General features: G+C 36.1%; 9 protein-coding genes. 2 read left to right on the top strand and 7 right to left on the bottom strand.

The features are described from left to right. Positions 1–242: 242 nt before the first annotated feature. Positions 243–461: a hypothetical protein gene (locus ABH959_RS27775; protein WP_002139933.1), complete on the bottom strand. Its 219-nt coding sequence runs from the start codon at positions 459–461 to the stop codon at positions 243–245. Positions 462–654: 193 nt separating this feature from the next. Here ABH959_RS27775 and pdaB point away from each other — a divergent pair, with 193 nt between their 5' ends. Next, positions 655–1,419: a polysaccharide deacetylase family sporulation protein PdaB gene (gene pdaB / locus ABH959_RS27770; protein ID WP_113938444.1), complete on the top strand. Its 765-nt coding sequence runs from the start codon at positions 655–657 to the stop codon at positions 1,417–1,419. Positions 1,420–1,543: 124 nt separating this feature from the next. Here pdaB and kbaA read toward each other — a convergent pair whose 3' ends face one another. Continuing rightward, a complete protein-coding gene (kbaA, locus tag ABH959_RS27765; protein WP_002167158.1) occupies positions 1,544–2,155 on the bottom strand; it encodes a KinB signaling pathway activation protein KbaA in 612 nt (203 codons plus the stop codon). A 139-nt stretch (positions 2,156–2,294) separates the two neighbouring features. Here kbaA and gerD point away from each other — a divergent pair, with 139 nt between their 5' ends. Continuing rightward, complete coding sequence (gerD, locus tag ABH959_RS27760) at positions 2,295–2,909, top strand: spore germination lipoprotein GerD (RefSeq protein ID WP_002009716.1); 615 nt, start codon at positions 2,295–2,297, stop codon at positions 2,907–2,909. Between the two features lie 53 nt (positions 2,910–2,962). Here the strand turns inward: gerD and ABH959_RS27755 are convergent, their stop codons facing one another. The 5 genes from ABH959_RS27755 to rplM form a co-directional block, all read right to left on the bottom strand. Then, a complete protein-coding gene (locus ABH959_RS27755; RefSeq protein WP_113938445.1) occupies positions 2,963–4,030 on the bottom strand; it encodes an Mrp/NBP35 family ATP-binding protein in 1,068 nt (355 codons plus the stop codon). A 144-nt stretch (positions 4,031–4,174) separates the two neighbouring features. Then, the gene (gene cwlD / locus ABH959_RS27750; RefSeq protein ID WP_002009721.1) at positions 4,175–4,888 is read right to left on the bottom strand and encodes an N-acetylmuramoyl-L-alanine amidase CwlD; all 714 of its coding nucleotides are present in this window, start codon (positions 4,886–4,888) and stop codon (positions 4,175–4,177) included. 66 nt (positions 4,889–4,954) lie between these two features. Next, complete coding sequence (locus ABH959_RS27745; protein WP_002029335.1) at positions 4,955–5,383, bottom strand: DUF2521 family protein; 429 nt, start codon at positions 5,381–5,383, stop codon at positions 4,955–4,957. 162 nt (positions 5,384–5,545) lie between these two features. Further along, positions 5,546–5,938, bottom strand: coding sequence for a 30S ribosomal protein S9 (gene rpsI, locus ABH959_RS27740; RefSeq protein WP_002009728.1), 393 nt, complete (start codon positions 5,936–5,938; stop codon positions 5,546–5,548). A 21-nt stretch (positions 5,939–5,959) separates the two neighbouring features. After that, positions 5,960–6,397 (bottom strand): 50S ribosomal protein L13, encoded by a 438-nt coding sequence (rplM, locus tag ABH959_RS27735; RefSeq protein WP_002029337.1) that lies wholly within the window; start codon positions 6,395–6,397, stop codon positions 5,960–5,962. Positions 6,398–6,528: the final 131 nt, after the last annotated feature.

Here is a 6,528-nt window from a genome sequence, read left to right as displayed (position 1 = left end):
GATCAAACTCTCCAATAAAGTTAGTTTGTCTAGCATCTAAAAATAAAAATTGACGTTCACGTTGTTTGTTTCGTTCAGTTTTCAAAGAACTACTTGGTCGCTCATTTGCGACTTCCTTATGTTAACATCTTCATTTTTCGATGTCAACTAAGTTTTTCAATTTCTTTTTTGCCGTTTTCTGCGTTTCTGCATCAGCGACGTTTATTAATTTATCATATACTTATTCTTAACGTCAATACTTTTTAATAAAAAATTCTTTTTCTTACATAACGAATACATTCTTCCCTATTAGCAACTCTCCGAAATAAACAAAAAATGATTTTATACCTTTCTTCCATCGCCTTTTTTACAACGCTATGTATACGCTCGTCTTCAAAATCAAATAAAAGTTCCTCTAACTCTCTCTTCAGTATGTATTCCATTTCTTTTTTCTCTTCCTTCGTCAACATAATCCCAAGCAAATTATCACCCCAATAACTCCTTACGTGTACCTATAAACGCCCCACTCATTTTCAATTATCAATAATGTATCATCAAAAAACAAAATTCTATCACTCATTATATCCACCACTTACGATATTAATCCCTTGTTCTCTTTTTTTAATTTAAAGCATATATGTAACTGAAAAGGATTGGACAAAGGGGCGTAATATTATGTTTTTCTTTTTTATTACGAGTAAAAGAACATTTAAACACATTAGCTTAATAATCGTACTTTCCTTATTTACAGCATGGCTACTCTTTTTAAAAACATATTCACATGAATCTGCTTTTTCAACTGCTACTGGCCCTAAAGTGATTTACAAAGGGGACACTGCAAAAAAACAAGTTGCATTCACGTTTGACATTAGTTGGGGGGACAAAAAAGCTATTCCAATCCTTAATACACTCAAAGAAAGAGAAATTAAGAATGCAACCTTCTTTCTCTCTGCTGCATGGGCTGAAAGACACCCTGATATTGTCGAACGCATCATGAAAGATGGACATGAGATTGGTAGTATGGGCTATAATTACACATCCTACAATTCACTAGAAGCAAATGAAATACGACGAGATCTTTTGCGGGCACAAGATGTTTTTACGAAACTTGGCGTAAAACAAGTCAAGCTATTACGTCCACCTAGTGGCGATTTTAACAAAACAACTCTTAAAATAGCGGAATCACTCGGATACACCATCGTTCATTGGAGTAACAATTCAAATGACTGGAAAAATCCCGGCGTAAATAAAATCATTTCCACAGTCTCTAGCAATTTAAAGGGTGGAGATATCGTCTTATTACATGCTTCTGATTCTGCCCTTCAAACAAATAAGGCTTTACCATTACTCTTACAAAAATTAAAGAGCGACGGATATGAACAAACATCTGTATCACAACTTATTTCCAACACAAGTACAAAAAGTGAAGATATTAAGTAGTTCCTTTCTACACGGTTCTTCACACATAAAAAGCTCTGCTATCTTTTATTAAAATAGCAGAGCTTTTTTATGCTAGCATTTACAGACGATAAGAATCTGGATAATTAAAAATCCACTCTCCTCATTAAGCTGACTTACTCTTTTGTCCAATTAAACGATGCAATACAAGTAACTGATATGAATTACATAATAGAAGTGGTATCACCATTAAATATAACCAATCTGTATCATTAATCCGGAGCGCTGGTACCCATTCAAGAATTGTTACAACGACCATAAAGAACAGAGCGGGAACAAATGCTTTTTTATTCGTTTCTTTACTCTTTATATAAGCGACAATTGCCCCAAACACAAATAACATCCCAGCAACAAGTATGTTATTCCCTAATGAAACTTCCCCATTTGCAATAAGTACTGACCTTAAATAAACGAAATCAAACAATACGAACGCAATAAAGAACAGTTGCACTGTATTCCATAAAGAAGATGACCGAAACATCCCTAATCCAAAACGATGGATCGTTAAATACGCAAAGAACCCCATTTGACTTATAACACTAAAAATAAATCCTACGCCCATCAACCAAAAGGAAATTGCTAAAATCTCTTTTCCGTCGAAATTTTGAAAAAATTTAGCGTACTTGTCCCACTCTAAAACAAAACCAATAAAGACTGTGCTAATCCCACCAAGAAACAACGTCGTAAAAAATAGTCGTACCCACTTGCGGCTATTCACAACACATCCCCCATTATTCTTATATTTCTAATTAAATTGTAACAATGACAATTTCAAAAAGCTAGTCATGTTAATGTATAAATTCCTTAAAGAGATTTATATTAAAAAAAGAGAACTTTGCTGAAAGGAGCTCCAACTTATGAAACGGATGCTGCTCGTTTTGATTTCTTCTTTTCTATTTATAGCACTAGCGGCATGTGCACAAGAAAAAGAAGCAAAATCCGAACTTGATTATGATCAAACAAAAAAAATGATTGTTGATATTTTAAAAACCGATCAAGGAAAAAAAGCGATCCAAGATGTATTAACTGATGAAAAAATGAAACAAGCACTCATACTAGATGAAACAGTAGTAAAGAAAACGATTGAAGATGCACTGGTATCTGAAAAAGGGCAACAATTCTGGGAAAAGCTCTTTAAAGACCCTGAGTTCTCATCGAAATTTGCTAAAAGTATGGGAAAAGAACAAACAAACTTAATGAAAACTTTACTAAAAGATCCTGAATACCAATCAGGTGTTATAGAAATTATGAAAAATCCTGAAGTAGAGAAAATTATGTTACAAACAATGAAGAGTAAAGAATATCGTCAATATTTACAGCAAGTACTAACCGAAACTGCCGAAAGTCCACTCTTCCAAGCTAAGATGATTGACATCATTAGTAAAGGTGTACAAAAAGCCGAAAAAGGTGGATCTGATAAGAAAGGCGCAGGTGGTGAAGGCGGTTCCCAAGATGGGAACAAAGAACAATAATAAAAATTATAGTAATGAGTGGACAATGTATATATTGTCCACTCATTACTACTTTATTTTTGCGCGACAGCTGTTTTATCAATAACTGTCTCAGCTATCGTACGATAAATGAGACCCGTTGTATGTGTATCTTCATATACTGACGGCGCAAAGTCCTCTTTATTCCAATCAGGTTGTTGAAGTGGAATTCGGCCAAGTACATCCGTTTGGAGTTCCGTAGCCAATTTATCTCCTCCACCTCTTCCAAACACATACTCTTTTTCACCAGTTGCTTTACTTTCAAAATACGCCATATTTTCAACAACACCAAGAATACTATGTTCTGTACGTAAAGCCATGGCTCCAGCGCGCGCTGCTACAAATGCCGCTGTTGGATGCGGCGTTGTTACAATAATCTCTTTACAAGCCGGCAACATCGAATGTACATCTAAAGCAACATCACCCGTACCTGGTGGTAGGTCCAATACTAAGTAATCTAAATCACCCCACTCTACTTCTGTGAAAAAGTGATTTAACATTTTCCCAAGCATCGGTCCTCTCCAAATAACAGGTGCGTTATCTTCTACAAAGAATCCCATTGAGATTACTTTCACGCCTAGACGCTCCACTGGTATTATCTTATCACCTCTTACGATTGGACGTTTTTCTATACCCATCATATCCGGTACACTAAAACCGTAAATATCCGCGTCAATGATACCAACCTTTTTGCCTAAACGAGCTAAAGCAATTGCAAGGTTAACAGAAACAGTTGATTTCCCTACTCCACCTTTTCCACTTGCCACTGCTAAAAATGTTGTATTTGAGTTCGGTGATAATAAGGATTCACTTTTCTCTTCCTCTTGCGGTGGTGCAAACTGAGCTAATTCCTCTTCTGTAAATTCTGCAAAACGAAGTCCAACTGTTGTTGCTCCAAGTTCTTTTACTAACTTTACAATTCCAGACTGCAACTGCATTTGTTCCGCTGTACCCGTCTTTACAATTGCAATTTTAACACTTACATGTTCCTTCTCAGGCTTGACTGTCACCTCTTTAATTGCATTTGTTTCTTTTAACGTTTTATGTATAAACGGATCTACAATCCCTTCCAATGCTTCCACTACCTGCTCTTTTGTTACCATAATTAGCCCAGCCCCCTGTATAAAAAATAACGTAATGTTAATTAAATTTATCTCTCTTTATTTTTGAAATAAATGCGTTTACATTTCCAGTATAACATATTTTCGGAAAACTTCGTTAACGAGAGAAACTCGAAAAAATCCTCCTTATTCTGGAGGATTTCCTTTTTCCGTAAAATAACGTAATATACCACGATATATTGCAGCAGCTACTTTTTGTTGGTATTTCTCCGAATTTAACATATATCTTTCATTCACATTCGATAAAAAGCCAGCCTCAATTAAAGCACCTGGTGTTTTGGCATACTTCAATAAATACACGTGAGGAATTGTTTTAGCAGAACGATTCGTATTTTCTAAGCTTGTTCTCAATTCAGCTTGTATAAATTTCGCAGCCCGTTCATTTTCAATCGAAGAACGATAGTAGAACGTTTGTGCGCCCTTAGATCCACTACTAGTTAGGGCATTTAAATGAATGCTCGCAAAAAAGTCTACATCAGGCTTATTAATGATCTCAACACGCTTTTTTAAATCCTCTGCTTTACGTCTACTATATGACTTTGTATCTTTATTAGCTAGATCATAATCTCCTTCACGCGTTAAAATAACTAAAGCACCTTGTTCTTGTAAATAATCTTGTACCTTTTTTGTAATCTCAAGTGTAATATCTTTTTCTACAATATCCTTTCCACCAACAGCCCCTCCGTCTGGCCCACCATGCCCAGCATCTAGTACAATCACTTTCCCTGATAAGGGTAAATTCCAAGCTCGCCACGATTTTGTAATTTGAAATTCTTGTTTAACTAAAAAAAACAAAACAACCGCAGCGAGCGCAAAAGAGATAATTCGAATTCTCTTCATACCTTTCCTCCTCCAGCTAGTCCCTCTAATTACTTATATGGGACAAGAGGAAAGTTTATGCTTGTCTTAGTGTAGCTTTAATCGATATCTTCTTTCGCCTTTTTCATACCCTTCCTGCCACCACAAGCCGATAAACTGCTGGCAAGATTCAAAAAGCAATTCCTCGTCTTGCAACTTAATTTCACGTATAGTCATACTCGTTAAAAATTGAAATAACGTTTCAGTTAATTGTTGTTCTTCTTCTAAAGCCCTATATTTCACATCAAAGAATGATTCACCATGATAACCAAATTTACTGTATCTCGCTCCTAATAAATAAGATTCTATCCCTAGTTCAATACAATAATCTTCATACTGACGATGAAGTTCTTGCATCTGAAAGGCATCACGAATATTTAAACGCAATGTTTTTAATGATAATTCTCGCAGCATCTTCCGCTCGTATTTTAACTGCTTTTCTTTTTGTTTTTCTTGTAAGCTGACAATGACATTCATAGTACTTATAAACCTCCCTAATACGTATTAGTCTAAACTTCTAAAGAAGAAGCATACGCGAGGCGGTAGCACTAAAATATTCCAAGCTAAAAAAATTACAAAAGAAGAATTAAACATAAAAAAACCCCAACCAAAATGGTTGGGGTTTGTAGTTCGCAAAAATTAACGTTTTGAGAACTGAGGTGCACGACGTGCGCCTTTAAGACCGTATTTTTTACGCTCTTTCATACGTGCGTCACGAGTTAATAGACCCGCACGTTTTAATGTTAGACGGTATTCTGGATCAGCTTTTAATAAAGCGCGAGAAATACCGTGACGAATAGCACCAGCTTGACCAGTGTATCCACCACCATTTACGTTTACAAGTACATTGTAGTTACCTAAAGTTTCTGTTGCAACTAGAGGTTGTTTCACTACTTCACGTAATGCAGCAAATGGGATATAGTTTTCAAAATCACGACCGTTAATAATAACGCGTCCTTCGCCTGGAACTAGGCGTACGCGCGCTACTGAACTCTTACGACGTCCAGTGCCATAGTATTGAACCTGTGCCAAAGTAAGCCCTCCTTTAATTAATTATCCGCGAAGTTCGTAAACTTCTGGTTGTTGTGCTTGGTGTGGATGCTCTGCTCCAGCATACACGTTTAATTTCTTAGACACTTGACGTCCTAAACGTCCTTTTGGAAGCATGCCTTTAATTGCAAGCTCTAACATTTGTACAGGGTAGTTTGTACGCATTTCTAGAGCTGTTCTTTGCTTAAGTCCACCTGGGTGGTTAGTGTGACGGTAGTAAATTTTATCGTTTAATTTATTACCTGTTAAATGAATTTTCTCAGCGTTAATAATAATTACATGATCACCCGTGTCAACGTGTGGTGTAAATGTTGGTTTGTGTTTACCACGTAAAATGGATGCTACTTCAGTAGATAGGCGACCTAAAGTTTGACCTTCAGCATCAACCACATACCATTTACGCTCAACTTCGTTAGCTTTTGCCATAAAAGTCGTACGCATGTGTTTCCCTCCTCGTTATCTTTTCCATAGAAAAAATCTATTGTTTATCTTAAACACGATTTCCTTCCGGGGCTAATCGTGGTTTTAGAAACAATACCATATGTTATGATATACTTTTGAGTTTCTAATGT

The sequence above is a fragment of the Bacillus sp. RC51 genome, assembly GCF_044908115.1.
GTDB lineage: Bacteria > Bacillota > Bacilli > Bacillales > Bacillaceae_G > Bacillus_A > Bacillus_A mycoides.
The sequence above is the reverse complement of the archived record's forward strand: the minus strand, read 5'-3'. Positions and strand labels throughout refer to the sequence as shown.